Source organism: Pseudomonas sp. NFX71, assembly GCF_048079215.1.
In the GTDB taxonomy this organism is placed as follows: domain Bacteria; phylum Pseudomonadota; class Gammaproteobacteria; order Pseudomonadales; family Pseudomonadaceae; genus Aquipseudomonas; species Aquipseudomonas fluorescens_B.
On record NZ_CP182230.1, the window covers coordinates 6,061,231 to 6,085,007 of the forward strand.

Annotated in this window: 25 protein-coding genes; 11 read left to right on the forward strand and 14 right to left on the reverse strand. The window is 60.3% G+C overall.

The genetic code is table 11. From position 1 onward, the window contains the following. Positions 1-12 precede the first annotated feature (12 nt). Positions 13-450, reverse strand: a complete 438-nt coding sequence (locus tag ACM1ZW_RS28140; protein ID WP_414878401.1) for a DUF3995 domain-containing protein — start codon at positions 448-450, stop codon at positions 13-15. A gap of 91 nt (positions 451-541) precedes the next feature. On the opposite strand from ACM1ZW_RS28140, the gene ACM1ZW_RS28145 reads away from it, so the two are divergent. Both ACM1ZW_RS28145 and ACM1ZW_RS28150 read left to right on the forward strand, forming a co-directional pair. Next, the gene (locus ACM1ZW_RS28145; RefSeq protein ID WP_414878400.1) at positions 542-928 is read left to right on the forward strand and encodes a DUF2946 domain-containing protein; all 387 of its coding nucleotides are present in this window, start codon (positions 542-544) and stop codon (positions 926-928) included. 87 nt (positions 929-1,015) lie between these two features. Further along, positions 1,016-3,148, forward strand: a complete 2,133-nt coding sequence (locus ACM1ZW_RS28150) for a TonB-dependent receptor (RefSeq protein WP_416739797.1) — start codon at positions 1,016-1,018, stop codon at positions 3,146-3,148. Positions 3,149-3,244: 96 nt separating this feature from the next. Here ACM1ZW_RS28150 and ACM1ZW_RS28155 read toward each other — a convergent pair whose 3' ends face one another. After that, positions 3,245-4,258 (reverse strand): ABC transporter substrate-binding protein, encoded by a 1,014-nt coding sequence (locus tag ACM1ZW_RS28155; protein ID WP_416739798.1) that lies wholly within the window; start codon positions 4,256-4,258, stop codon positions 3,245-3,247. 151 nt (positions 4,259-4,409) lie between these two features. Beyond that, positions 4,410-4,880 carry a hypothetical protein gene (locus ACM1ZW_RS28160; RefSeq protein WP_017339395.1) on the reverse strand — a complete coding sequence of 157 codons (471 nt, stop codon included), beginning with the start codon at positions 4,878-4,880 and terminating at the stop codon, positions 4,410-4,412. Here ACM1ZW_RS28160 and ACM1ZW_RS28165 point away from each other — a divergent pair. The 4 genes from ACM1ZW_RS28165 (at position 4,854) to ACM1ZW_RS28180 (ending at position 6,285) form a co-directional block, all read left to right on the forward strand. After that, positions 4,854-5,189 (forward strand): hypothetical protein, encoded by a 336-nt coding sequence (locus ACM1ZW_RS28165; RefSeq protein ID WP_162491064.1) that lies wholly within the window; start codon positions 4,854-4,856, stop codon positions 5,187-5,189. The genes ACM1ZW_RS28160 and ACM1ZW_RS28165 overlap by 27 nt on opposite strands. A 103-nt stretch (positions 5,190-5,292) precedes the next feature. Beyond that, on the forward strand, positions 5,293-5,529 hold the full coding sequence (locus ACM1ZW_RS28170; protein ID WP_017339396.1) for a hypothetical protein: 237 nt from the start codon (positions 5,293-5,295) through the stop codon (positions 5,527-5,529). Positions 5,530-5,683: 154 nt separating this feature from the next. After that, the gene (locus tag ACM1ZW_RS28175; RefSeq protein WP_017339397.1) at positions 5,684-5,914 is read left to right on the forward strand and encodes a hypothetical protein; all 231 of its coding nucleotides are present in this window, start codon (positions 5,684-5,686) and stop codon (positions 5,912-5,914) included. Positions 5,915-6,045: 131 nt separating this feature from the next. Further along, positions 6,046-6,285, forward strand: a complete 240-nt coding sequence (locus tag ACM1ZW_RS28180) for a DUF2789 domain-containing protein (protein ID WP_017339398.1) — start codon at positions 6,046-6,048, stop codon at positions 6,283-6,285. Here the strand turns inward: ACM1ZW_RS28180 and ACM1ZW_RS28185 are convergent, their stop codons facing one another. The 3 genes from ACM1ZW_RS28185 to ACM1ZW_RS28195 all read right to left on the reverse strand — a co-directional run bounded on the left by ACM1ZW_RS28185 (position 6,286) and on the right by ACM1ZW_RS28195 (position 9,079). Continuing rightward, positions 6,286-6,489: a hypothetical protein gene (locus tag ACM1ZW_RS28185; RefSeq protein ID WP_017339399.1), complete on the reverse strand. Its 204-nt coding sequence runs from the start codon at positions 6,487-6,489 to the stop codon at positions 6,286-6,288. Between the two features lie 380 nt (positions 6,490-6,869). Then, positions 6,870-8,540, reverse strand: a complete 1,671-nt coding sequence (locus ACM1ZW_RS28190; RefSeq protein WP_416739799.1) for a methyl-accepting chemotaxis protein — start codon at positions 8,538-8,540, stop codon at positions 6,870-6,872. Between the two features lie 134 nt (positions 8,541-8,674). Further along, complete coding sequence (locus ACM1ZW_RS28195; RefSeq protein WP_007907888.1) at positions 8,675-9,079, reverse strand: TraR/DksA family transcriptional regulator; 405 nt, start codon at positions 9,077-9,079, stop codon at positions 8,675-8,677. Between the two features lie 403 nt (positions 9,080-9,482). Here ACM1ZW_RS28195 and ACM1ZW_RS28200 point away from each other — a divergent pair, with 403 nt between their 5' ends. Beyond that, positions 9,483-10,094, forward strand: coding sequence for a glutathione S-transferase (locus ACM1ZW_RS28200; RefSeq protein WP_416739800.1), 612 nt, complete (start codon positions 9,483-9,485; stop codon positions 10,092-10,094). 177 nt (positions 10,095-10,271) lie between these two features. Here the strand turns inward: ACM1ZW_RS28200 and ACM1ZW_RS28205 are convergent, their stop codons facing one another. After that, on the reverse strand, positions 10,272-11,204 hold the full coding sequence (locus ACM1ZW_RS28205; RefSeq protein ID WP_017339402.1) for a hypothetical protein: 933 nt from the start codon (positions 11,202-11,204) through the stop codon (positions 10,272-10,274). A 278-nt stretch (positions 11,205-11,482) separates the two neighbouring features. Between ACM1ZW_RS28205 and ACM1ZW_RS28210 the strand changes: the two genes are divergently transcribed. Together ACM1ZW_RS28210 and ACM1ZW_RS28215 are read left to right on the forward strand one after the other, a co-directional pair. Then, positions 11,483-12,166, forward strand: a complete 684-nt coding sequence (locus tag ACM1ZW_RS28210) for a response regulator transcription factor (protein WP_017339403.1) — start codon at positions 11,483-11,485, stop codon at positions 12,164-12,166. Further along, positions 12,144-13,538 carry a sensor histidine kinase gene (locus ACM1ZW_RS28215; protein ID WP_416739801.1) on the forward strand — a complete coding sequence of 465 codons (1,395 nt, stop codon included), beginning with the start codon at positions 12,144-12,146 and terminating at the stop codon, positions 13,536-13,538. Before ACM1ZW_RS28210 ends, ACM1ZW_RS28215 begins: the two co-directional genes overlap by 23 nt. A gap of 72 nt (positions 13,539-13,610) precedes the next feature. On the opposite strand, the gene ACM1ZW_RS28220 is transcribed toward ACM1ZW_RS28215, so the two are convergent. From ACM1ZW_RS28220 to ACM1ZW_RS28230, 3 genes are read right to left on the reverse strand one after another with little or no spacing between them, the layout of a single operon-like run. Beyond that, positions 13,611-14,021 (reverse strand): SRPBCC family protein, encoded by a 411-nt coding sequence (locus ACM1ZW_RS28220; RefSeq protein WP_017339405.1) that lies wholly within the window; start codon positions 14,019-14,021, stop codon positions 13,611-13,613. Between the two features lie 26 nt (positions 14,022-14,047). Continuing rightward, positions 14,048-14,845: an SDR family NAD(P)-dependent oxidoreductase gene (locus tag ACM1ZW_RS28225; protein WP_416739802.1), complete on the reverse strand. Its 798-nt coding sequence runs from the start codon at positions 14,843-14,845 to the stop codon at positions 14,048-14,050. A gap of 2 nt (positions 14,846-14,847) precedes the next feature. Further along, positions 14,848-15,864 (reverse strand): aldo/keto reductase, encoded by a 1,017-nt coding sequence (locus ACM1ZW_RS28230; RefSeq protein ID WP_416739803.1) that lies wholly within the window; start codon positions 15,862-15,864, stop codon positions 14,848-14,850. A 116-nt stretch (positions 15,865-15,980) separates the two neighbouring features. Between ACM1ZW_RS28230 and ACM1ZW_RS28235 the strand changes: the two genes are divergently transcribed. Together ACM1ZW_RS28235 and ACM1ZW_RS28240 are read left to right on the forward strand one after the other, a co-directional pair. Further along, positions 15,981-16,874: a LysR substrate-binding domain-containing protein gene (locus ACM1ZW_RS28235; RefSeq protein WP_017339408.1), complete on the forward strand. Its 894-nt coding sequence runs from the start codon at positions 15,981-15,983 to the stop codon at positions 16,872-16,874. A 235-nt stretch (positions 16,875-17,109) separates the two neighbouring features. Continuing rightward, entirely contained in the window at positions 17,110-18,030 is a 921-nt protein-coding gene (locus tag ACM1ZW_RS28240) for a LysR substrate-binding domain-containing protein (protein ID WP_017339409.1), read from the forward strand. On the opposite strand, the gene ACM1ZW_RS28245 is transcribed toward ACM1ZW_RS28240, so the two are convergent. The 4 genes from ACM1ZW_RS28245 to ACM1ZW_RS28260 form a co-directional block, all read right to left on the reverse strand. Next, positions 17,951-18,544 carry a DinB family protein gene (locus tag ACM1ZW_RS28245; protein WP_017339410.1) on the reverse strand — a complete coding sequence of 198 codons (594 nt, stop codon included), beginning with the start codon at positions 18,542-18,544 and terminating at the stop codon, positions 17,951-17,953. The genes ACM1ZW_RS28240 and ACM1ZW_RS28245 overlap by 80 nt on opposite strands. Before the next feature lie 72 nt (positions 18,545-18,616). Continuing rightward, entirely contained in the window at positions 18,617-19,726 is a 1,110-nt protein-coding gene (locus ACM1ZW_RS28250; RefSeq protein ID WP_416739804.1) for an NAD(P)/FAD-dependent oxidoreductase, read from the reverse strand. A 24-nt stretch (positions 19,727-19,750) separates the two neighbouring features. After that, on the reverse strand, positions 19,751-20,539 hold the full coding sequence (locus tag ACM1ZW_RS28255) for an SDR family oxidoreductase (protein ID WP_414884414.1): 789 nt from the start codon (positions 20,537-20,539) through the stop codon (positions 19,751-19,753). 437 nt (positions 20,540-20,976) lie between these two features. Further along, positions 20,977-23,742, reverse strand: a complete 2,766-nt coding sequence (locus ACM1ZW_RS28260) for a C2H2-type zinc finger protein (protein ID WP_416739805.1) — start codon at positions 23,740-23,742, stop codon at positions 20,977-20,979. Between the last annotated feature and the right edge of the window lie 35 nt (positions 23,743-23,777).

The window sequence follows — 23,777 nt, forward strand, 5'->3', positions numbered from 1 at the left end:
AGTCGAGGCAACTCACACCCAGGCAACGGCCAACAATCCCGCCCCCAACATCACACACAACGGCGAATAGACCCACGTGTCCAGCCGGGCAAATTTCGAGTCTTTGACGTCTTTGAAAAAGCCCACCAGGTTCGAATCGCCGATCGCCCGGGCGAACATCAGCATCGCGATGGCGCTGATCACCCATTGCAGCGACTGATGGGTCACCGCCGGCATCCACCAGCCGACCCGCAAACACACCAGCACAGCGATCAGCAGCAATCCTAAAGCCACCAGCAACGTCAGCCACCCCGAAGGCTTGAACGCGGGCCGCGATCTCGCGCCGTTCTCCCCCGGCACCTGCGGCACCGCCGCCACGGCAGCCCACTGGCCACCCAGCGCCCAGTAGACATGTATCAGGCTGATCACCGCGAAGATGGTCACCAGCCATTGAGCCAACACAAACGTCATGTCGAGGATCCTTGAAAGGCATTTAACAGAATCATCCTAGTCGGCATTTTTAGAAGTGCGCGGATGATCAACGGTGATAAAGTGCCGCCCCATGAAACTCGCCCGGACCGATCGCTCACTCATTGCCTGGATGCTGTATTGCTGCGTCCTGTTCAATGTGTTCGCCTGCAGCATCGGTCACGGGCAAATGGTCGGGATGCAGCTCAACGGCCTCGGCGGCCAGTTCTGTACGGTCGATCCGGCCACCCAGGCCCCGGTCGCCTCGAACACCTCCGAAGACAAACTGCCGACCCTCTCGAAGGCCTTCGGTTGCCCATTATGCTCCACCGGTGGCATGGGCCCGGCGCTCAATTCCAGCCTGACCCTGGCGATCCTCCCGGAACAACACAGCCCGCCCCTGACGGTCGTGGTCAACGCTGACCTCCCCGCTCGCTACACCTGGCCTTCGGCCAACCCCCGCGCCCCGCCGCTCGCCTGAATTCCTTCGCCTTTCAATCAGCTCACTTCGCCAACGCGAGGCGTTCGCCTGTGCGCTGCTTCCTAGTCAAGTCTTCAGGATTCATCGATGAAAACCATCTCTTTGCTGGCCAGCCTGTGCGGCTGCCTGTCCGTTAACACCTGGGCACATGCCACGGTGGACCTCGCACCGATCACCATTGACGGCCAAGCTACAGCCGAGCCGGGCCTGAGCCTGGATCAATCCAGCGGCATGGCCTCACGCCTTGGGCTGAGCGTGCGTGACACTCCGGCCTCGGTGGCGATCGCCAACCGCAACGACATCGAACGTCACGGTGCACAGAATTTCCAGGACGCTGCCAACACCCTGCCCGGCGTCAATGCCAGCGCGCCGCCGGGGTTCGGCGGGTTCGTTTCCTATCGAGGTTTCACCAGCAGCCAGATCACCCAGATGTTCAATGGCGTCAACGTCTCCGGTGGCCTTGCCCGGCCCGTGGATGCGTGGATCTATGACCGGGTGGAGCTGGTGGGCGGCCCGTCATCGCTGATCAATGGCGCCGGCTCGGTAGGAGGTTCGCTGAACTACGTGACCAGACTGGCGACCCGTGAAGAGCAAGCAGTCGAAGGTCGGGTCAGCTACGGCACTTACGACACCACCGAAACCGCATTCGGCCTCAACCATGCCCTCAGTGAAGCCGGTGCGGACGTGCAGCATTACGCCCGGCTCGACGTCAGCCACAACACCGGCAATGGCTACATCGATCGGCAGGAACGCGATGCGTGGAGCGTGGCGTTTTCGCTGCTCAGTGACCTGACGCCGAACCTGTCCCACACCCTGGCCCTGGAGTATCAGGATGAACACGAAGACAGCCCTTACTGGGGTACGCCGGTGCTCAACCCCAAGGCCGGTGAACTGAAGATCGACAAACACAACCGCTTCAACAACTACAACGTCGAGGATGGTCGCTACGAACAACGCACGATCTGGGTGCGCTCGATCATCGACTACCGGATCAACGACAGTACCACCCTGCGCAACACCCTTTACCATCTCGACAGTCAGCGTGACTACCGCAACCTGGAAACCTACCAGTACAGCGCTGACAACCGGGCAGTGAATCGCTCCACGGCGTATCAGGTCCGGCATCAGGGCGAGCAGAACGGCAACCAGTTCGAACTGCGTCACGACAACACGCTGTTTGGCCTCGATACGACCTGGTCCGGCGGCTTCGAGTACAAGGTCAACCAGACCACCAACTCACCGCTGAACGTCAAAGGCGCCAGCACGGTCGATCCGAACAACTTTCAGCCCGGGCACTTCTACGACATTCCGGGCACTCGACCGGGCTTTGTCAGCGACAAGACCAACGAAGTCACCACCCGGGCACTGTTCGTCGAGAACCGCCTGGCACTGACCGACAAGCTGTCGTTGCTGACCGGCCTGCGTTACGACGACATAGACCTGGACGTGACCAACCACCGGCAGGTGACCGCCAGCAATCCACGTCATCTCAAACGCAGTTGGGAACCGCTGACCGGCCGCGCCGGCCTGACCTGGCAGTTCATCCCTGACGCCAACGTCTATGTGCAATACAGCACCGCCGCTGAACAGCCCAATGGCACGCAGGATTTTGATGTCTCCACCGGCAAGCAATGGGAGGTCGGCAGCAAATTCGATTATCTGGGTGGTCGCGGTTCGGCGACAGTGGCGGCTTACACGATCGAGCGCAAAGACTTCGCAGTCACTGATCCGCTGGACCCGACCCTGAGCATTCCCGTGGGTCAGCAGACATCCAAGGGAATCGAACTGGCGAGTTCGCTGCGGATCACCGACAAGCTGTTGGCCGAAGGTAACTTTGCCTGGGTTGACGCTCAGTACGACGCGTTCACCGAGAAGAATGCAGCGGGTGTGGTGGTGTCACGCGAGGGCAACACGCCGACCAACGTGCCGGAGCGGGTCGGCAATCTGTGGCTGACCTATGACTTCGCGCCGCAATGGCAAGGTGGTGTCGATGCGCGATATGTGGCGTCGGTGTTTGCCGATAGCGCCAACACGATGACCGTGCCGTCTTACACGCTGTACGGCACGTTTCTCAGCTACAAGGTCGATCGGCACACCACCGTTACCGGCCGGGTGCGCAACCTGACCAATGAGGTGTATGCCGAGTTTGCACATGTGTCGCCGGCGTATTACCTGGGGACGCCGCGCACCTTCGAACTGGCTGTGCAGACCCGGTTTTAGTCGTAGCACCGGCTCCCTGTAGGCGCTGCCGCAGGCTGCGATCTTTTGATCCTGCCGTAACAAGCAAAATCAAAAGATCGCAGGCTTCGCCAGCGCTTACAGTCCAGCAGACACTTTATCCGCCACATCCTTCGGCACCCACGCCTGCCATACCTCCGGGTGCGCCTTCATGAACGCCTCCGCCGCCTGCCGTGGCGGGGTGTGTTTCTCGCTCATTTCAGCCAGCGCCTTGTTCAACGGGTCGATGGGAAAATCGACCTTGGCAAAGAACTCGGCAATCTGCGGGTACTGTTTCTGGAACGGAGTGGACACGCCAATCGACAGTTTCGAGGGCAATGAACGGGTCGGTTTAGGATTCGGGTTATCAGCGTCGGTCAGGGTCTTCCAGGCTTCGGCGTCAAACGGCGGCTCTTCCAGCTGAACCAGTTTGAAACGCCCGAGCAAGGGGGTCGGCGACCAGTAATAGAAAAGAACCGGCTTGCCACGACGAATCGACGAACTGATTTCCGCATCCAGCGCCGCCCCGGAGCCGCTGCGGAAATTCACATAGCTGTCATCCAGGCCATACGCCTTGAGCTTCTGCTTGTTGACCACCTCCGACGTCCAGCCGATCGGGCTGTTGAGGAACCGCCCCTTGCCCGGGGTTTCCGGGTCGTTGAACACGCCCTTGTATTTGGGCAGGTCGCTGACGCTGCGCAGGTCCGGCGCCAGCGGCTTGATGCCTTTCGCCGGATCGCCCTTGATCACATATTCAGGCACCCACCACCCTTCGGTGGCGCCCTTCACCGTATCGCCGAGGCTGACGACCTTGCCTTCGGCCTCGGCCTTGACCCAGACCGGACTGCGACCAGCCCATTCTTCGCCAATGACCTGGATGTCATCTTTGGCCAAGGCGGTCTCCAGCGTGATGGTCGTCCCCGGCAAGGTATCGGTCGGCAGCCCGTAACCCTTCTCGACGATGATCCGCAGGATATCGGTGATCAGGCTGCCGCTTTCCCAGTTCAGGTCGGCGAAGTGGGTGGGCGCCTGGGCGGCGAATACCGGAACGGGCGAACCCCACATACCGAAAGCGACCAGGACAGCGGTCAGCAACCGTCGAAATCCGTTCATGCTTTTGCACCTCGTGCTGTTCACAGCAATAGCAGGATGGCCTGATAAAGACCGCAAGCCTCAAAATACTCAGTCAACTGACTGTAGTAGAGGTTCCTGCTTTCGAGGGGTGAGGATTAAATTTCGGAAAGTTCCTGCAAGCCCGAAGCCATTACTCGCTCGCTTTGAACGTCACCAGTTCACCCTTGCGCCACTTGGCGGCCTTGGCCGTCACGGCTTTCAGGGTTTTGGTCAGGCCTTCCTGCAACTGTTGGTGAGCGGCAAACACCATCACCACGCTGTGACCTTCCTTGAACACGATCCCGTGACCGTCAGCCGTGGTCACGAACGCGTAATCGCCGAGGCCGTAGACCGTCAGTTTGATTTCGCGGAACTTGATCTCCAGTTTGCCGCCTTCACGGCTGGGCAATACCGATGCACTGAAATGATCGCCAACCTTGAGTTTCAGGCCGGGCTTGTCGTCCACCACCAGTGCTGATTCGGTGTCGAGTTCGGCAATGTAAATGCCTTCAGCGTTCTGTTCGGTGATGTAAACAAAACGTGACTGGAACTGTTTAACCAGCTTTGCGCGCAAATCACCCAGCACGAACAAAGCATGCATATCGAGATTACTTACTGCCAAGGAAACATCCCCACATCTGAAATGATGCTGCACGCTGACAGACAGCGCACAGCAGAAAAAAGCGGCAATGCCGAAAGTTGTAGCCAAGGGGCCCGGGTCGAGTCCGGAAACGAGCAGAGTGCTCATCCATCGCGAGGCGTGAGAAGACTACTGGAATGTCACTCGCGTCGTCTTGTCTGGCGTTCGTCAGAAGTTGAAGGAAAACGCACTTCTGTCCGCCAGAAAAACAGGATTACCCACCTTAGGGAAAAAACGCTGCAAAAAAAGCATTTTTCCGACATATCGCCCGTAAAAAATTGCTTTAGATGAGCAGCAATCGCCAACCCGTGACGGTGATTCTAGAGCAGCGATGCTCATCGAGACTACCCAAAACGACGTACACACGTCGGCAAAACCATGAAAAGGACTTCATATGTGCACCCCGACACACTTTATTTCTCACACACACCCTCTGTCCACGCTGTCTCCGGCGCTGTTCCCGCATACTGCGTTTGTCCGAGCAGAGCCTGCCACGCTGCGCTTCCAGGTGGTATTGGCCGGCACTGCTTTCTTCCATATCAAGGAAATTTCCACGGGCCACGTAAGAGGTTTCCGCAGTAACCATAACGCGGCCTGCGCGCTTGCCCGCGCGCTCGAGTTGCGGTGCTGAACGTTCTGCCTCACGCCTATAGACGTTTCGTCACGCCGACGAGTTAACTCAGCCGTCGGCAGGCAACTACTGCCATACTGCCGAACCAATGAAACCCGTTCCCAAGCCGGACGGCGTTCAACACAACAGAATATTTCCAAGGGAAGGCTGCTACGTGACGGAATTTGATATCGGTGAATTTTTTATCCGGGGCGAAGCCAGAGAAGTCGAGGGCGAATTCCAGGCGGTCATTATCATGCGCGCCAAACCGCCACTGACTACAGTGACGTATCACCAGGTCGAGAAAGATCGCTGGTTCAAAACCCCGGACGTCGCCGCCATCGCCGCTCAGGAAGCCGCCAAGGCCCTGAAGCTTGCCGTCGATGAAGGTGCGTTGAAAGCCTGATCAGCCGGTTCGCAGTCTATGCTCATTCCTGCTTTCGAACATCGCTATCGAACTCCTGAAGTGCGGCCGCCTCAGATGCTATGCAGCCGCACCTCAGATCTCGCACCCGTGCGACCAGCAAGGAGATGAAGATGGATTCACCTACACACGATTTGAAAGGCTTGTTCGACCAGCTCGGCCTGGATTCCAGCGAAAAGGCCATCGACGATTTCATCGCCAGCCATTCCCCGCTGCCCGATGATAAAAAGCTCATCGATGCCGAATTCTGGACTCCGCAACAAGCTGGCTTCCTGAAAGAGCGATTGCGTGAAGATGCCGATTGGGCGCGGGTGGTCGACGACCTGAACCTGCGTATGCATCAGGTTCACTAGTCAATGCAGGCTGTCGGGTGCTTCGGCGTTTAATTGCGCCAACCAGGCAGCCTTGCACTCTTGCGCTTCTTCACGACTGGAGAATGCCGTCCCCCGGCGTTCGCCGTTCAGCAACACGACCCAGCAGACACTTTGCCCCGCCGCACGCAAACTGGCGGGCACGCCGCTGCCAATCATGACCGCGACATCAACTTTGGTTTGCATGCTGACCTCTTGAGCTTCATTAACTACCTAACCGTAGACAGCGTAATGAGTTCATTGGCGAGGAAAAAGCGACTGCGCTGCATAGATTAATTGCCAGAATCGCAACAATGCCGTGATGCACATTGCTTGAAAAAATGGCTGCGGTTCAGTTCCCACAGGAGATCGGGGTACGGCTGTTGCTTTCACCACTCTTCAGGCCGAGCATTAGCTCGCCTGCAGCTTTTGATCTTGCGGTGTACGCCCCCTCACGCCCTGAGCCTGTCCGTCAACTTGTGAGCGCCTCCATCGGCGCTTCTCCAAGTGACTCGCCGTAAGGGCGAAACCAATAGCCGCCGTTACCGCAGAAACGGATATGTCCCCACCCCCAAATACCCAGCCGCTCAACGAGCACTCTCCGGCTTATACCCCAAACGCAACCCACCCCAATGCCGCCCCTTGACCATGATCGGCACCGAAAGGTCGTGCATCAGCTCTCCGGTATCCCGCGTATAGGTCTGCAACAGCACAGCCTGTTGATGGCTGCCACAACGAATCCCCGTCCGGTCGGCAAACTTGCGTTTGGTGCGGTTCTGCAACGTATCAACCTGCACATCCCCCGTCAGCGGCTGGCTGAACACCGTGTTATGGGTCGGCACATACCCCTGCTGCGTACAGGCGATGGCAAACACCAGGCCTTCATGACGCGGCAACAACGGTTCCTGAATCGCCGGCAAAACCTTATCGGTGTAACGGTCGAAACGCGTCTGAAACTTCGCCGGGCTCGTATTGGGGATGGCCTGATAACTGCGATCAAACAAATCATCAAGACTGACAACGCCCTGGTCGATATCAGCTTCGAAACGCGCCGCAATCTGACGCGCGCCTTCACGGGCCAGGTCATAAATCCGCTGGTGATAGTCATCCAGCCCGACCTCGGCGAGTCGCTCACTGATGGTTTCGGCCTGCCCTTCCATCTGCACCGCCGCCTGGGCCAGGCGCTGGGTCTGTTGATCACTGATCGCCAGGTCGCTGCGCATCTGCTCGATCGCGTGAAACAAGCTGTCGAGTTGCTCGCGATTGGTCTCCGCGCCCTTGGCAATTTCGCCGACCTGACTTTCGACACCGGCCGCCAGGCGCGCAATGTTTTCCAGGTGCTGACCGGTGTGCTCGACCTGTTCGACACCGATGTCGAGGTCGCTGGACAACTGGCGAATCTGCTCAACTACCTGCGCGGTGCGCTGCTGGATATCGGCAACCATCTCGCCGACTTCGCCCGTTGCCGTTGCCGTACGCGCCGCCAGACCGCGAACTTCATCGGCGACCACCGCAAACCCGCGTCCGTGTTCACCGGCCCGCGCCGCTTCAATGGCCGCGTTCAACGCCAGCAGGTTGGTCTGGCTGGCGATGGACTGGATCACCAGCGTGACCCGCTGGATGTCGTCGCTGCGCAGGCTCAGGGCTTCGATCAGCTCACGGCTGTTGCTGGCGCGCTGACTGAGTTGATGCATGCGATTGATGGATTCGATCAGCTCCGTGCGCCCTGCTGCGCTGCTCTGGTGAGCTTCACTGGCAGCACTGAGGGCGGTTCGACTGAGTGTCGAGGTGGCGTGTTCGGTGGCGATCATCACTTCGGCGTTGCTGACAATCTGTGCCGCGGCACCGAGTTGTGATTGCAGTTTGTCCGCCAGCTGCTTGACCGAATAGGCCACGCCAGCGGCTGACAGAGCGTTGTGACTGGTGGTGTAGGAAAGATCGCGAGTCAGCTCGGCGATGGCATTGGAACTGTCTGCGGAGGATGCTTCGGGGATGGCTCGGGAACGTAGCCGAGGCAGCCAGATAATCAGGACGGCCAGCGGCAGGCCGAGATAAAGCGACCAGCCCCCGAGCGTCATGCCGCACAGCAAGAGCATCACGGCGATGCTTTGCAGTGTGGGCGTCAACCAAAGGTTTTTCGGCGAAAGCACGGGTGCAGGCACTGCCCCGACCAGAGATCCGTCCCGCGTCATATCTTCACCCCACGCACTTCTAATTGTTGTACCCGCATTTAACGCCACTACAAGGCCATTATCCATGGTCCATTAGTAGTGGGCGTTGCAGCAGATCAATAGAAGTGCCCGCTGTTTTGCGCAGACGAAAAAAAGCATCGCGGGCCAGAGCCTTGCTCCTTCAGGAGTGAGGCTGGCCCGCGATGCGGGGCGCTACGAAATCAGGCCTGACGCTGGTGCTTGTCGATCTGTTCGTGACGCTCTTGAGCTTCGATGCAGTACTTGGTGGTCGGGCTGATCAGCAGGCGTTTCAGGCCAATGGCCTCGCCGCTGTCGTCGCACCAGCCGAAGCTGTCTTCCTTGATGCGTTCCAGCGCCTGTTCCAACTGAGGCAGCATGCGCTGGTCGCGATCGATCGCGTTCACCAGCCAAGTGCGCTCTTCTTCGACAGACGCCGCGTCAGCCGGATCGGCCGGGGTGTCCAGGCTCTCGATGGCGATGCGGTTCTGCTCGATGCGCTCATGGGTTTCGACTTTCATGTTCTGCAACAGCTCAGAGAAAAAAGCATGTTGCTCGGCATTCATGTAGTCATCCGCCGGCATGGCCAGCAACTTGTCCTTTGTCATTGATATCTCTATAAAAAAACGTGCATTAAGGCGAATTAGGGAGCGTTCCGGCGGACCTGGTCTGGCCATCGGAACGGCGCCGTTTATTCCAAGCGCCACCCGGCACTCAATTTACGAGGGGCGGCAGTCTAAGGCCGACTTGAGGCCCCAGCAACTGAAAAGTCAGCGAATTTGTCCGACAAAGCCCTGAAAGTGCTCTATGGCAGCCTTTGCGGTGGTTATCGGAGTGCGTTTATAGCAAGAAATTCAATCGAGCGGCTGTATATAGAAGACAAACGGCTGCGACAGTAGGGGTTATCGACCGCATTTGCCGGTTGATGAGCCGCCGGTGCAACACGTTTGCAGCGCGGGCAACCTCGGCTAAGGTTATCCATCCCGAAACGACCATCTGAGGAGCGGTGCAATGAAACTGATCGGCATGCTGAATTCGCCTTACGTACGGCGGGTCGCCATTACTGCCAAACGCCTGGGCATCGACCTTGATCACCAATCGGTTTCGGTGTTTCGGCACTTCGAGCAGTTCCAGCAGATCAACCCGGTGGTCAAGGCGCCGACGCTGGTACTGGATGACGGCGAGGTGCTGATCGACTCGACGTTGATCATCGATTACCTGGAAGCGCTGGCGCCAACGGGTAAAAGTCTGATGCCTGGCGAGCTGGATCAACGCCTGCGTTCGTTACGCCTGATCGGCCTGGCGCTGGCAGCGTGCGAGAAGTCCGTGCAGCTTTATTACGAACGCAACCTGCGCCCTGCGGAAATCCAGTTTGAGCCCTGGGTGGAACGGGTCGAAGGGCAATTGGCGGCGGCGTATTCGGCGCTGGAGCGGGAATTGGAAATGCAGCCACTGAAGACTGACGGTTCGATCGATCAGGACGGGATTACGCTGGCGGTGGCCTGGAGCTTCACCCATCTGGTGGTGCCGGATCAGGTGGATGATCAGCACTTTCCCCAGATCAGTGCCTTCACAGCGTATGCCGAAGGGCTTGATGAGTTTTTGAGCACGCCGATTGAGTAGACAGATGTGTTGTGACAGATCCCCCGTCAAAACAAAAACGCCGCGTCCACCAGAGGCAGAAGCGGCGCAGGCATGAGCCTCAGCGGATCAGTGCATGAACAGGGCGATCAGGATGATGATCGGGATCGGTACACCGAGAAAGAACAGCAGTAATGAGCGCATGATGATTCTCCAGGGTTAGCGAACAGGTGCAGTGGTCACATAAGCGTCGGATTCCAGATACACCACGGCATCCCGACGACGACCGCCGAATGTGGCGGCGAAGCTGGCGAAGAAAGCGCCGATCAGCAGCGCGATGAACATCCACAGCGACGTCCATGCCGCGACTTTGGCGGCGGTGTCCGCAGCTTGTTGGGCGGCCAGTTTCGCGTCGGCTACGGCTTTTTGGGTACGGGCATAGACTTCATCGACACGACGTTCAGCGTCCGCTTGCGTGAGGTTGGTCCGTTGCGCCACCAGTTGTGCCAGATACGTGCGGTCTTCGGCGGCCAGTTGACCGTCGTTGCCCAGCGAGCGCACGAAGATGCGGGTGACAGTGCCGCGGGCGGCGTCATCACTGACGGCAGCCGGGCGATCGTCGCGGAACAGGCTGTCGACGAAATAGCCGTACGGGTCGCTGTTGGTATTACCGGCTGCGGTTCCGGCCGCTTGCGTCGCGGCACTTGCGGCACCACCCATCACATTGGCACCGGCCTGCACACCGCCGCTGACGATGCTGCTGACTGAGCCGACCACCAGCGTCGCAGTCACCAGCGTCGCCACGCACCAGGCCAGGAAGCCATGGGCCGTGTCGCGGAAGTAGACTTCATCGCCATGCATGTTCGCCCATTTCACCCGCAGGCGGCCGGCGATGTAACCACCGAGCCCCGAAGCGACGATTTGTGTGGCGGCCAGCCAGATAATCGTTGAAATGCCCAGGCCCTTGGCGCTGACGCCTTCGTTGGCCCATGGGGAAACCGCCGAGAAACCCAGGCCGAAACCGAGCAGTACCAGGATCAACGACAACGCCGCCGCAGCAGCGGCCCCGGCGAAAATCGCACCCCAGGAAACGCCCGACAGCGTGCTTGACTCTTCTGCGGCAGGATAGAAACCATCAGAGGATCTATTCATTATTATGTCGCTCCAGGCAGGAAAGATGTTGTTACAACTCGTCAAAAGAGGAATTGCAGTCAACGTGCCAGTCGCCAATCCTAGATAAGTTGTTGAATTTCAATCACATAGAAAATCTGAACTTAAATTTCTCATGCAAATTGCAAGAAACCGGCAATATCAGCGGGTTTTCTGCATGCCACGGGAAGCACCGCCAAATGAAGTTTTATTTAAAAAGGTTGCAGCCATTTATTGGCAAAATGCCGCACATCGCTGTGAACCTTTAATCAGGCCAACCTATGACCCGCATCTTGACCATCGAAGACGACGCCGTGACCGCCCGGGAAATCGTCGCCGAACTGAGCAGCCACGGCCTCGACGTGGATTGGGTCGACAACGGCCGCGAAGGTCTTGAGCGCGCGGTCAGCGGCAACTATGACCTGATCACGCTGGACCGCATGCTGCCCGAGCTCGATGGCCTGGCGATTGTCACGACGCTGCGGACCATGGGCGTGTCGACGCCGATCCTGATGATCAGTGCCCTCTCCGATGTCGATGAGCGCGTGCGTGGCTTGCGTGCCGGCGGGGACGATTACCTGACCAAACCCTTTGCCACGGATGAAATGGCCGCGCGGGTCGAAGTGTTGCTGCGCCGGCAGAACACCGTGACCGCCCAGGCCACCACGCTGCGGGTGGCCGATCTGGAACTGAACCTGATCAGCCACGAAGCCAGCCGAGACGGTCAGTTGCTGACGCTGTTGCCCACCGAATACAAATTGCTGGAATTCCTGATGCGCAACACCGGGCAGATTCTGTCGCGAATGATGATTTTCGAAGAGGTCTGGGGCTATCACTTCGACCCTGGCACCAACCTGATCGACGTGCACATCGGCCGCCTGCGCAAAAAGATCGACCCGCCCGGCAACGTCCCCCTGATTCGGACCGTGCGAGGCTCGGGTTATGTCATTGCCGAACCCCTCTAAAGGCTGGCGTTCTTCCATCAGTCGCTTGCTGGCGCTCTACAGTTCGCTGTTCGTGCTCTGGAGCGGGATTCTCATGGGGGTCATGTACTACGAGGTGTCCGCCTACCTGGATAACCTGGCCAAGCACTCGCTGATGCAACGTCAGCATTTGTTCTCGCGCTTTTCCGGCGAACAACTGGTGGACGCCCTCGCCGTCAGCATGACCTTCGACATTCGTGGCATCGACGCCTACGGCCTGTTCGATGCCGAGCATCGCTACCTCAGCGGCGCCCTGCGCCACATACCCGCAGGCCTGCCACTGGACGGCAGGATTCACATGCTCAGCGACTGCGCCGACTCCGATGATCCGACCTTGCCCAGCGACAGTTGCGATGCGGTGGCGACCCAGACGCGTGATGGTCGCTGGCTGATACTGGTGCGCGACAACGGCTCGCTGTTCGCCGTGACCCGGATCATCCTCCACGCGCTGTTCTGGGGCGTGACCCTGACCATTTTGCCGGGCATCGTCGGATGGCACCTGCTGCGCCGTCGACCGCTGCGGCGCATTCGCGGGATTCAGGCCAGTGCCGAGGCGATTGTGGCCGGGGATCTGACCCGACGCCTGCCGCTGTCCAATCGCCGCGACGAACTGGACATGCTCGCCGCCATCGTCAATGCCATGCTCGAACGCATCGAACGCTTGATGAACGAGGTCAAGGGTGTGTGCGACAACATTGCCCACGACTTGCGCACGCCGCTGACCCGCTTGCGGGCGCAGTTGTACCGCATGCAGCAACAGGCGGGCGAAGGTTCCCAGGAAGCCGCGCAACTGGATTCCGTGTTGAGTGAAGCGGACACGCTGATGGCGCGCTTTCGCGGTTTGCTGCGCATTTCCGAGCTGGAAGACCGGCAGCGGCGCTCCGGTTTTGTGCAACTCGACCCGGTGCCGTTGTTGCAGGAACTGCACGACTTTTACCTGCCGCTGGCGGAGGAAGACGAGCTGGTTTTCAAGCTGCAATTGCCCGAATCATTGCCGGCGCTGAAGGGCGATCGGGCGCTGCTGTTCGAAGCCGTGGCAAATCTGTTGAGCAATTCGATCAAATTCACACCGCCGGGTGGCGAGGTGATTTTGCGCGGGGTCAATGAGGGTGGGCATACGCGGATCGAAGTGCTCGACTCCGGACCGGGCATCCCTGCAGCCGAACGCGAAGCCGTGTTCCAGCGTTTCTACCGCGCCGAAGGTGGCAATCAGCAAAGCGGGTTCGGGCTGGGGCTGTCGATCGTGGCGGCGATTGTCAGCCTGCATGGGTTTACGCTGGAAGTGGGTGACAGCGAATGCGGTGGCGCGCGGTTGGTGCTGGATTGTCGGCAGAGCCTCATTCCCCAGACCTGACGCAAATCTGCTGAACTGACACATGACCTGTGGGAGCGGCTTGTCCGCTACCACAGGTCATGTGTCGATCAGTCAGGCCGGGTAGTTGGCTCGAAGGGCTTCGAGTCCACCCTGGTAGATCCCGCCAAACAACGCCGTCACCTCCTCCTCACTCACCCCGACCGGCGCAAACCGACCCGACCAGGTCACCCGCGTACTCTCACCCTGCGCTTCAACGCGAATGGTCGCCAGATAATCAGTCGCCGGGAACGGCGCCTGCAAAATCGAGTAGCTGTATGTCTTCCCGGCGTTATCAAACGCCTCCAGCCGCTCAATCACTACGGCGCCATCCGCGGTTTGCAGACTGCGCACGCGCCCGCCTTCGCTCAGCTCGCTTTTGGGAATAAACGGCAGCCAGTCCGGCAGCGAATTGAAGCCACCGATCAAATGCCAGACCTGGTCGGCCGAAGCCGGGATGTCGATAAACGCTGATGCCGTTGCCATGTAATGTTCTCTCTCATTCAAAAATTTCAGATCGCCATGCTGTCGACGACGCCGCCGTCAACTCTAAGGGCTGCACCGGTTGTTGCCGACGACAGCGGCGACGCGATGTAGGCCACCAGGTTGGCGACTTCCTCGACATTCGCCACGCGCTGGATAATCGATGTCGGCCGGGCCTTGCGCACGAAGGCGTCGGCTTCTTCCCGGACACTGCGCCCCGATTCGGTCGTGGCGTCCTTGAGCATCTGCTCCAGGCCATCGGTCAACGTCGGGCCGGGCAGGATCGCGTTGACGGTCACGCCAGTGCCCGCCAGCCGCTTGGCCAGCCCGTGGGACACGGCGAGGTTAGCGCTTTTGGTCACACCATAGTTGAGCATGTCGGCCGGGATCGCGATCCCGGATTCCGAGGACAGGAAGATCACCCGCCCCCAGCCCTGCTTGACCATGTCCGGCACGTAATGCCGTGACAGGCGTACACCGGAGATCACGTTGACCTCGTAGAAGCGCGTCCACTCGCTGTCCGGGGTGTCGAAGAAATCCACTTCGTTAAAGATGCCGAGGTTGTTGACCAGGATGTCGGCACGCGGCTCGGCGGCGAACAATTGCTCGGCGCCTTCGGCGGTACCGAGGTCGGCGGTCAGGCCTCGCAGTTGCGCACCCAGCACGCTCTGGCGAATGCTCGCCAGCGCTTGCTCGACCTTGGCGGTTTCGCGTCCGATCACCACCACCGTGGCGCCGGACTCGGCCAGTGCCTTGCTGATGCCCAGGCCAATGCCGGCGGTGCTACCGCTGACAATGGCGAGTTTTCCAGTCAGATCGATCTTCATGTTCAAACTCCTGTGGCAGGCAATGGAGCGCGTTCAGACACCAGCTTCGCTTCGCGCATCGCTTGCCAGAACGCAGCGGGAATGACTGCCGACAACGCAGCCACATCTTCAGCAATCCGGTCCGGACGGCTGGACCCCGGAATCACCGCCGCGACGGCAGGATTGGCCAGGGAGAATTGCAATGCAGCGGCCTTGATGTCGACGCCGTGGGCCGCCGCGATGCGTTTGATCTGCTCGACTTTCTGGATGATCGCCGGGCTGGCCTTCTGGTATTCGAAGTGCGCGCCGCCGGCCAGAATGCCCGAGCTGTAAGGGCCACCGACCACGATCTCGACATTCTGTGCCAAGGCAGCGTCCATCAAACGTTGCAGGGCACGATCGTGATCCAGCAGCGTATAGCGCCCCGCCAGCAGAAAACCGTCCGGTTGGGCTTCCGTCAGATCAAGGGTCAGTTCGCACGGCTCGACCTTGTTCACGCCCAGGCCCCAGCCTTTGATTACGCCTTCTTCACGCAAACGGGTCAGTACCTTGAAAGCGCCGGTGCGGGCCTGGTTGAAGTATTCCAGCCATTGATCGCCGTAGAAATCCTGCGCGATATCATGCACCCAGACGATGTCCAGGCGATCGGTTTGCAGACGCTCGAGGCTGTCTTCGATGGAACGCATCGTCGCGTCGGCGCTGTAGTCGTTGACGATCCTGTTCGGGCGACCGTGCTCGAACACCCCGCTCTTCTCGCCCAGATCCCGGGCAGCGGCGTCTTCGATTTCGTCGAGAATCACCCGGCCGACCTTGCTGCTCAGTACGTAGTCGTCACGGTTGTAGCGAGCCAGCGCGGCGCCGAGGCGAATCTCCGACAGGCCCGAGCCGTAAAACGGCGCGGTATCGAAATAACGCACGCCAGCATCCCAGGCGGCGTGTACGGTGGCCATCGCCTCTTCTTCCGGGATGGCGCGGAACATATTGCCCAGGGGGGCAGTGCCGAAACCCAGCGCGCCGGGCAGTTTGTCTTTCAAGCTCATGGATGATTCCTCTCGATGTCAGTGGTCAGTCAGGTGACCGATGAGCCAATCCTAGATTGCGAGGATCGGACCGTCCAAGACATAATGCGCAGCACTTGAGTCCCTATAGGTCTGACATGATCGACATCCGCCAATTGCGCTACTTCGTGGCCGTCGCCGAGGAAGAACACGTCGGTCGCGCCGCCGAGCGCCTGCACATTTCCCAGTCGCCCCTGAGCCGGCAGATCGCCCAGCTCGAAGAACGGCTGGGCCTGACCCTGTTCGAGCGCAGCCAGCAACGCATTCGGCTGACCCGCGACGGCCAGACCTTTCTCGCCGAAACCCGCGCCCTGCTGACCCACGCCAATCGCCTGGAATCCCTCGGCAAACGCCTCGGTCGTGGCGAAGAAGGCGGCCTGTGCATCGGCTACATCGAAAACGCCATGCACGCCGGCGTCCTGCCGAATGCCTTGCGGGTGTTGCGGGTGGACCGGCCCAACGTGCACGTCGCGCTGTACAACCTCAGCTCCGCCGAACAACTCGAAGGCCTGCGTCAGCGTAGCCTCGATATCGCGTTGGTCAGCGAACCGCCCGTCGCCGACGATCCGGACTTGCTGGGTTTTCAGGTGCTCGACGACCCGATGCTGTTGGCGCTGCCCGAGCATCATCCCCTCGCCCATCAAGCGACGCTGGGCCCGGAAGACCTGTCCGACCAGGAATGGATCGGTGTGCAACACCGACAGAACTGCGCCAGCCGCGAAGACTTCGTCAGTGCCTGCATCCGCGCCGGTTTCACCCCGGACATCCGCATGGAGGCCACTGAACCCTTCACCGCACTGGGGCTGGTGGCGTCGGGGCTGGGCATCGCGATGATTCAGAAAGGCTTGAGCCGCAATGCGCCACCGGGCGTGGTGCTGCGGGAAGTGCCGTGGATTGCGTTCACCACGCCGCTGTGGGCAGCGTGGCACCGGATCAATTTGCGGCCGTTGGTGGAGACGTTCCGGAAGGTGCTGACCGAGCCCGTCAGCTAAACCACCATCCGTGTGGCGAGGGAGCTTGCTCCCGCTGGGTCGCGAAGCGGCCCCAATCAGGCGACGATGGTCAGTTCTGACAAACCGCGCATGCAGGTTTTACGACTGCTGCGCAGCCGAGCGGGAGCAAGCTCCCTCGCCACAGGAATCCTGTCATGACAAAGGTGTGCGGCTCCTGCCCCGGGAGTTCGGTGCTTTACTGAATAAACCCCGAAGCCCTGCGAGTAGCCCCGCCATGAATCGCAACGACCTGCGCCGCGTGGACATGAACCTGCTGGTGATTTTCGAAACCCTGATGTTCGAAAAGAACCTGACCCGGGCCGGGGAAAAGCTGTTCCTCGGCCAACCTGCCGTCAGTGCTTCACTGGCCAAGTTGCGCGATCTGTTCGATGACCCGCTGCTGGTGCGCAACGGTCGTGTGCTGGAACCGACCCAGCGCGCGCTGCAGATTCTCAAGGAATTGCAGCCGGCGATGGACACCATCTCCGGTGCGGTCAGCCGGGCCAAGGATTTCGACCCGGCCACCAGCCGCGACGTGTTCCGCATCGGCCTGTCCGACGACGCCGAGTTCGGCCTGTTTCCGCCGCTGCTCAAGCAAATCCGCGAAGAGGCGCAGAACGTTGTGGTCGTCGTGCGGCGAGTGAATTTCCTGCTGATGTCGTCGATGCTCGCCAGCGGCGAGATTTCCGTCGGGATCAGCTACACCACGGAACTGCCGGCCAACGCCAAACGCAAGAAACTGCGCGATCTGAGCGTGAAGATCCTGCGCGGCGACAACCGTCCCGGCGCCCTGACGCTGGATGACTACTGTGACCGGCCGCATGCGCTGGTGTCGTTTTCCGGGGACCTGACCGGCGCGATCGACAACGATCTGGCGCGTATTGGCCGCTCACGCCGCGTGGTGCTGGCGGTGCCGCAGTTCGCCGGCCTGCGCGCCCTGCTGGCCGGCACTGACATGCTCGCCACGGTGCCGGACTACGCCGCCTGTGCGTTGATCGAAGGCAGCAGCCAGTTGCGGGCAGATGACCCGCCGTTTGACATCAACCTGTCCGAGTTGTCGATGGTGTGGAACGGGGTCAACGATAACGATCCGGCAGAACGTTGGTTGCGCTCGAGAATTGCCCAACACATGTCGGCGCCACTGCCGGGGCATTGACCGCGTTGAAGCCCGGGTCGGTCTCGCGCAGAAAAATCGGCAGGTCTGTCATCGGCGGCATGGCCGGAATGTCGAAGTACATCTGGATCACCCAGCCACGGTGATAGCTGGCGTGATTGACCACGTGCAGCAACATCGCGCCAGCGCTCATGGTCCCGCTTTCGCCCGAGACAAACGTGAACTCGACAGGTTTATCCAGCGACGCCTCGGTTTGCCGGTCGCTCCAGTTGCAGTACCAATGATCGATGTCCTTTTGCGCCATGCGCAGGTCGGCAAGGTCGGGATGCAGCAGATCGTGGGAAGTCTTGAAGCCGTGCCCCCGGCCTTCGAGGTGAGCCTGCCAGATGCAGTCCACCACGTAGATGTGGTTGAGGGTACCGATCATGTTCTTGAACACCGAGACCCGCGCTTTGTTGACCTCGCCCGGCGGCAAATCGGCCAGGCTGTCAAAGAGGCGCTGATTGGCCCAGCGTTTGTAATCGGCCAGCATGCGGGCCGTGCGTACGTTGATCATCGCAGGTCTCCCATTGCAATGGGCGCACTGCAAAGCATAGCCCTCATCTCGCGGGGGCAGCTCAAACGCTGATCATCGGTCGCTCAGAGCTTGCGTTACCCGCCTGGCCAGCGCCAGGCAACTGGTCAGCCCCGGTGATTCGATGCCGAACAGATTGACCAGTCCGGGCACGCCATGGTCGTCGGAGCCGCTGATGATGAAGTCGGCGGCGGGTTCTGTCGGGCCGGTGATTTTCGGGCGGATGCCGCTGTAGGCCGGTTGCAGCCTGTCATCGGGCAGGGCTGGCCAGTAACGCCGGATGGCCTCGTAGAAACCCTCGGCACGGCGCGGATCGACGCGGTAATCGATGTGGTCGATCCACTCCACATCCGGTCCGAAACGCGCCTGACCGCCAAGATCGAGGGTCATGTGCACCCCCAGCCCGGCACTTTCCGGTGCCGGATAAACCAGACGCCGGAACGGCGCGCGACCGCTGAAACTGAAATAACTGCCCTTGCACAAACGAGCCAATGGAACGTGCAGCGACGACAAGCCTTCAATGCGGCTCGCCACTTCCGGTGCGGACAACCCGGCGCAGTTGATCAACTCACGACAGCTCAAGGTCATCGGCTGGACGCCCCCCATGTGCAATTGGAAACCGTGTTCACTGCACCGCGCCGATGCCAGCGGCGTATGAAATGCCATCGAGGCTCCGGCGGCCTCGGCGTCCGCCTGAAGCGCCAGCATCAGGGCATGGGAATCGACGATTCCGGTGGAAGGCGACCAGAGCGCGGCGACGCAGGACAGCGCCGGTTCAAGTTCGCGAGCCTGATTGGCGTCCAGCCATTGCAAGTCATCGACACCGTTGCGGACGCCCTGCTCCAGCAACTTCTGCAACGCCCCGCGCTGGTGATCATCAGTGGCGACGATGAGCTTGCCCAGTCGCTGATAGCCGACGCCGCGATCATCACAAAAGGCATATAGACGTTGTTTGCCTTCCACGCACAATTGCGCCTTGAGGCTGTCGCTCGGGTAATAGATGCCGGCGTGGATCACTTCCGAGTTGCGCGAACTGATGCCCACGCCGATGCCTTCGCCGGCTTCGACCAGCATCACTTCGCGCCCGCTCCGGGCCAACGCTCTGGCCACCGCCAGCCCGACCACGCCGGCCCCGACCACGACGCATTCGATATCGACGCTCACCTGCCCTGCGCTCCTTTGCAACGATCAAAACGTGCCGGGATAACTGCCGCCGTCCAGCAACAGGTTTTGCCCGGTGAGAAAACCCGCCTGGGCGCTGCAAATGAACGCGCAATAGGCGCCGAACTCATCGGGCTGGCCAAAGCGTTGGGCTGGCACGTTTTTGCGCCGCTGCGCACTGATGTGCTCGACGCTGGCGCCATTGGCCTCGGCGGCAGCACTCAGGGTCTTGTGCAGGCGCTCGGTCTCGAACGGGCCGGGCAGCAGATTGTTGATCGTGACGTTGTTCCCCGCCAGCCGCGACTGACGCGCGAGTCCGGCGATGAAACCGGTCAGGCCGCTGCGGGCGCCGTTGGACAGACCGAGCACATCGATCGGCGCCTTCACCGCGCCGGAGGTGATGTTGACGACGCGTCCGAAACCGCGCTCGGCCATGCCATCGACGCAAGCCTTGATCAGCTCGATGGGCGTGAGCATGTTGGCATCCAGCGCCTTCAACCAGTCCTCACGTTGCCAGTCACGGAAGTCACCCGGCGGTGGGCCACCCGCGTTGTTGATCAGGATGTCCACTTGCGGACACGCCGCCAATACTTGCTCACGCACGGCCGGCTCGCTGATGTCGCCGGCGACCGTGCGCACTTCGATGGTCGGCGCCAGGCTGCGCAATTCAACGGCGGCAGCCTGCAAAGTGTCGTTGCCGCGAGCGTTGATCACCAGGTTCACGCCCTCTTTCGCCAAGGCACGCGCACAGGCCAGCCCCAAGCCCTTGCTGGCGGCGCAGACGATCGCCCAGCGACCCGATATTCCCAATTCCATGACGATGCTCCCGACGGTTCGAGCGCCCTACGTTACCACCGTGCGCGGGACGGAGCCGAGGGGAAACAGCCCTGCCCCGGCAATTCAATTGTTCCGGATTATCACGAGTGGAAACGGGGGCAACGCGCAGGCAAAAAAACACCGGTTGTCCCGCGACAGAACGGCAGTAAGCCACCGCGCACACTGCCAAGCCTCGCGGGTCAAAGACTGCGAGATCGGGCGTGCCCTTGTCGACGCGGAGACTGTTCATGCGGGTTGAATAACATGCCATTACTGACACAAATGACAGGTAACGCTAATGAAGGCAGCACCTTGGAGCTTAGTGATGGGGTACGCCTCATGTTTCAGCACAGACCGAGGGTTCACCGCGGGAATATTGGAAGCGGTTTTCGCGATGAGCGAAAAGTCTGGGGCAAACTGACTTCATTCGAATATGGCTATTTCAGAGCACCATGTTTGCGCCGCTGATGTCGATTCCTGTCGCTGGAAACCGCAAAACACATATAGCAACTCGAACAGTCATAAGGCTTTTCCAGGGTGTGTTTTCGTCTGTGGCGCGTCAAAGAAGTACTTTCCGAAAAACTTTGATGGCAAAACTCGCAGACGTACGGCTTTTCTCCGGTGTGAGTTCGTCTGTGGCGCGTCAAAGCACCATTTGCTGCAAAACCTTGATGGCAAAACTCGCAGACGTACGGCTTTTCTCCGGTGTGAGTTCGTCTGTGGCTCGTCAAAGCATCGTTTCGCGCAAAATCTTTGCCGCAAGTCTCACAGTGGTACGGCTTTTCTCCGGTGTGGCTTAGCATATGTCTCGTCAAATTCATGCTGAACGCAAAACTTTTTTTGCAAACCAAGCAATTGAAAGGCTTTTCTCCCGTGTGGGTTTGCATGTGCCTATCAAAACCATGTTTTCCCTCAAACCCTTTCGGGCAATGCTGACAGCTGAACCGTATATTCCCGTCGTGCGCCTGCTCCGCGCCGGTCCCATATGCCGTACCGGGAAGGGCAGATGCAGATACGTATCCCGGGAACTGAACAGGCAATGCCTGCGTTTGGGAGGCCGCTTGCCCGGAGCGGCTCAGCTCCTCGGCAAGGCTTCTCACCCGAGGCCCATCGTCCGCAGGGTTGCTCGTTAACGTTTGGAGAAATGCGCTTGGATCGATCACGTTCTCGCTCACGTGCCCAGATAACCCCACCACAAGTTCCATCACCGTTTGGTCATCTCCCCCGGGGTTGTATTTCAAATTACTGATGAATTGATCCAAGGTGTCATCCATCATCCGCCCATCAGCATCGGCATATCGCATCGGCGAGTTCCCGACAAAACAGTACCGGTTCAACCCGTCCACCTCTCCCGCCGGGTCCGGGTTGAGCCAGCCGTGTTGCCACGGCGCGTAATAGCGATAACCGTAGTAACTCAACCCGGTCACGTCGCATTCCTTGCCCGAGTAACCCGTGGTCTTGTACGACGCCTTGGCGGCGTGATGGGCCACCCACCACGCCCGACCACCAAACGGCAAATAGCCTTCCTCACTGATCACTGCACCCTCTTCGTCAAGTTCCAGTTGGCTGGAACGCAGGTGATCGCTGACGCTGTAACTCAAATGGTTGTTGTCGACGCCAGTCGGGGGAGTGCCGACCCAATGCCGCAGCCGCACCGTGTTGCGCCCGGCCTCGATCTCCAGCACATGCCGTTCGGCGCCATTGGCGGCGCGGTGGATTTCCAGCCCCGGCAAGTAACGTACGTCGGCGATCAAGCTGCGGTGTGAGGCCAGTGCGCAACGTACCTTGCGCAGGCGCTTGCCACCGCCGCCGTAGCGATACAGTTCACAGTCGTCCGGGCCGTCTTCACGGGTGACCGGGGACACCTGGCTCAGCTGGTTGCGCGCATCCCAACCCATCGCTTGCCCCCGCAGCAAATGAAGCTGGTTGCCGTTACCGTCGAATTCGCGGGGGAAATCCGGCGCTGAATCGCCGTCGTACGCGATCACCCGACGGTTGCTGGCCGCGTCCACCGCCCAACGCCGGGTGAAGGGTTGCGCACCGAGGTGCCGCAGTTCCAGCAGGTTGCCGCTGGCGTCGTAATCGTATTCTTCGCGGTAGTTGACCAGCGCGTTCGGGTCGTTGGCGGCGCGGTAGACTTCGCGGCCGGTGGCGCGGGTCAGGCGGTACAGGCTGTCATAGATGTAGGTGCTGACGGGGTCGATGCGCTGGTTTTTGAAATGGGTGGTGGCTTTGGCCTGGTCGTCGATTTTCAGCGGGTTGCCAACCGGGTCGTAGGTGTAAAGCAGGTTTTGCAGCAAGGGTTGGTTGGGCAGGCCGGCGCTCAAGCGCAGCAGACGCGCGTCGTCCGGACTGAACTCGGCACGGGTAATCACGCCGTTGCCTGCCGTTTCCTGCTCGACCAGCCCCCCGGCGCTGTAGCCGAGATCGCTGACCAGCGTCACCTCGCCTGCACCTTGGCGCTGCAAGGAAACGGCGCGCAATTGCCCGGCGCAGGTGCGGCTGAACCGCCGGCGATTGAGCATGGCATCGGTTTGCGTCGCAACCTCGCCCAAGGCGTCGTAGGTCCAGCGACTGTCGAGGCCGGGCGCCGGTTCGAGCAAGGCATTGCGCGCGTCGATCTCCAGCGGCCAGTGCAACGGATCCAGCGACGTCAGAAAGTGGCTGCTCTCCAGCAACGGTTGGCCGCGCAGATCATAGTCGAGCATGTGCCGGGTAGTGCTCGGGTCGTCGTGGCGGATCAACTTGCCGCACTGGTTGCGAGTGCTGCCGCCGGGGCCGCCGTACTGGAAGCGTTCGACCACCCGCGGGGTTTCGTCTTCGAGTTGTTCGGTGACGGCGACCGGACGTAATTGCACATCGTAGTCGCGTTGCTGGCTGCTGCGACTGTTCCAGCGTTGCAGCCACTGCCCCGCCGGTCCGAACTGCAACAGAGTCCAGCCCGAATCAACGCTGACGTTGAGCAACTCGGTGCTAGACAATGCGCGGACGGAGGTTCGATTCGGCCCACGCTGCTCGGCCCACAATCGCGGATCGAAGCGCTCGACTTCACGGCCCAACGGGTCGAACACCCGCCGGGTGATCTGCGGCTGCACCGGTTGTCCCGCGACCGAACGGCAGTAAGCCACCGCGCACACTGCCAAGCCTCGCGGGTCAAAGACCGCGAGATCGGGCGTGCCATTGTCGATGCGGAGGCTGTTCATGCCTATTGAATAACATGCGGCGTTGATGGCGGCTA

Coding starts and splice junctions, on each gene's coding strand:
- ACM1ZW_RS28140 (WP_414878401.1), bottom strand. CDS start 450: ATGACGTTTGTGTTGGCTCAATGGCTGGTGACCATCTTCGCGGTGATC.
- ACM1ZW_RS28145 (WP_414878400.1), top strand. CDS start 542: ATGAAACTCGCCCGGACCGATCGCTCACTCATTGCCTGGATGCTGTAT.
- ACM1ZW_RS28150 (WP_416739797.1), top strand. CDS start 1,016: ATGAAAACCATCTCTTTGCTGGCCAGCCTGTGCGGCTGCCTGTCCGTT.
- ACM1ZW_RS28155 (WP_416739798.1), bottom strand. CDS start 4,258: ATGAACGGATTTCGACGGTTGCTGACCGCTGTCCTGGTCGCTTTCGGT.
- ACM1ZW_RS28165 (WP_162491064.1), top strand. CDS start 4,854: ATGCATATCGAGATTACTTACTGCCAAGGAAACATCCCCACATCTGAA.
- ACM1ZW_RS28170 (WP_017339396.1), top strand. CDS start 5,293: ATGTGCACCCCGACACACTTTATTTCTCACACACACCCTCTGTCCACG.
- ACM1ZW_RS28180 (WP_017339398.1), top strand. CDS start 6,046: ATGGATTCACCTACACACGATTTGAAAGGCTTGTTCGACCAGCTCGGC.
- ACM1ZW_RS28185 (WP_017339399.1), bottom strand. CDS start 6,489: ATGCAAACCAAAGTTGATGTCGCGGTCATGATTGGCAGCGGCGTGCCC.
- ACM1ZW_RS28190 (WP_416739799.1), bottom strand. CDS start 8,540: ATGGATAATGGCCTTGTAGTGGCGTTAAATGCGGGTACAACAATTAGA.
- ACM1ZW_RS28195 (WP_007907888.1), bottom strand. CDS start 9,079: ATGACAAAGGACAAGTTGCTGGCCATGCCGGCGGATGACTACATGAAT.
- ACM1ZW_RS28200 (WP_416739800.1), top strand. CDS start 9,483: ATGAAACTGATCGGCATGCTGAATTCGCCTTACGTACGGCGGGTCGCC.
- ACM1ZW_RS28205 (WP_017339402.1), bottom strand. CDS start 11,204: ATGAATAGATCCTCTGATGGTTTCTATCCTGCCGCAGAAGAGTCAAGC.
- ACM1ZW_RS28210 (WP_017339403.1), top strand. CDS start 11,483: ATGACCCGCATCTTGACCATCGAAGACGACGCCGTGACCGCCCGGGAA.
- ACM1ZW_RS28215 (WP_416739801.1), top strand. CDS start 12,144: ATGTCATTGCCGAACCCCTCTAAAGGCTGGCGTTCTTCCATCAGTCGC.
- ACM1ZW_RS28220 (WP_017339405.1), bottom strand. CDS start 14,021: ATGGCAACGGCATCAGCGTTTATCGACATCCCGGCTTCGGCCGACCAG.
- ACM1ZW_RS28225 (WP_416739802.1), bottom strand. CDS start 14,845: ATGAAGATCGATCTGACTGGAAAACTCGCCATTGTCAGCGGTAGCACC.
- ACM1ZW_RS28230 (WP_416739803.1), bottom strand. CDS start 15,864: ATGAGCTTGAAAGACAAACTGCCCGGCGCGCTGGGTTTCGGCACTGCC.
- ACM1ZW_RS28235 (WP_017339408.1), top strand. CDS start 15,981: ATGATCGACATCCGCCAATTGCGCTACTTCGTGGCCGTCGCCGAGGAA.
- ACM1ZW_RS28240 (WP_017339409.1), top strand. CDS start 17,110: ATGAATCGCAACGACCTGCGCCGCGTGGACATGAACCTGCTGGTGATT.
- ACM1ZW_RS28245 (WP_017339410.1), bottom strand. CDS start 18,544: ATGATCAACGTACGCACGGCCCGCATGCTGGCCGATTACAAACGCTGG.
- ACM1ZW_RS28255 (WP_414884414.1), bottom strand. CDS start 20,539: ATGGAATTGGGAATATCGGGTCGCTGGGCGATCGTCTGCGCCGCCAGC.
- ACM1ZW_RS28260 (WP_416739805.1), bottom strand. CDS start 23,742: ATGAACAGCCTCCGCATCGACAATGGCACGCCCGATCTCGCGGTCTTT.